We start from the raw sequence: 298 nt of genomic DNA on the forward strand, positions 1-298 counted from the left end.
ACATGAGCTTCAAGGTTATTGCAGACCACATCCGTGCCCTTTCTTTTGCTATTGGTGACGGTGCCCTTCCTGGAAATGAAGGTCGTGGTTATGTCCTTCGTCGTCTCCTTCGTCGTGCTTCTATGCATGGTCAACGTTTGGGCATTACAGAGCCATTCTTGTACAAATTGGTGGAGACAGTTGGTAATATCATGGAAAGTTACTATCCAGAAGTACTTGAAAAACGTGCCTTCATTGAGAAGATTGTTAAGAGTGAAGAAGAGTCATTTGCTCGTACTATCCATACAGGTTCACAATT

The 298-nt window shown here is 43.3% G+C and carries 1 protein-coding gene; it reads left to right on the forward strand.

Translation table 11 applies throughout. From position 1 onward, the window contains the following. Nucleotides 1–298 (forward strand): alanine--tRNA ligase-related protein (locus tag C1G53_RS11225; protein ID WP_238139143.1); only part of this gene is annotated, 298 nt, incomplete at both ends.

Source organism: Streptococcus suis (assembly GCF_002960445.1).
In the GTDB taxonomy this organism is placed as follows: Bacteria; Bacillota; Bacilli; order Lactobacillales; family Streptococcaceae; genus Streptococcus; species Streptococcus hyiners.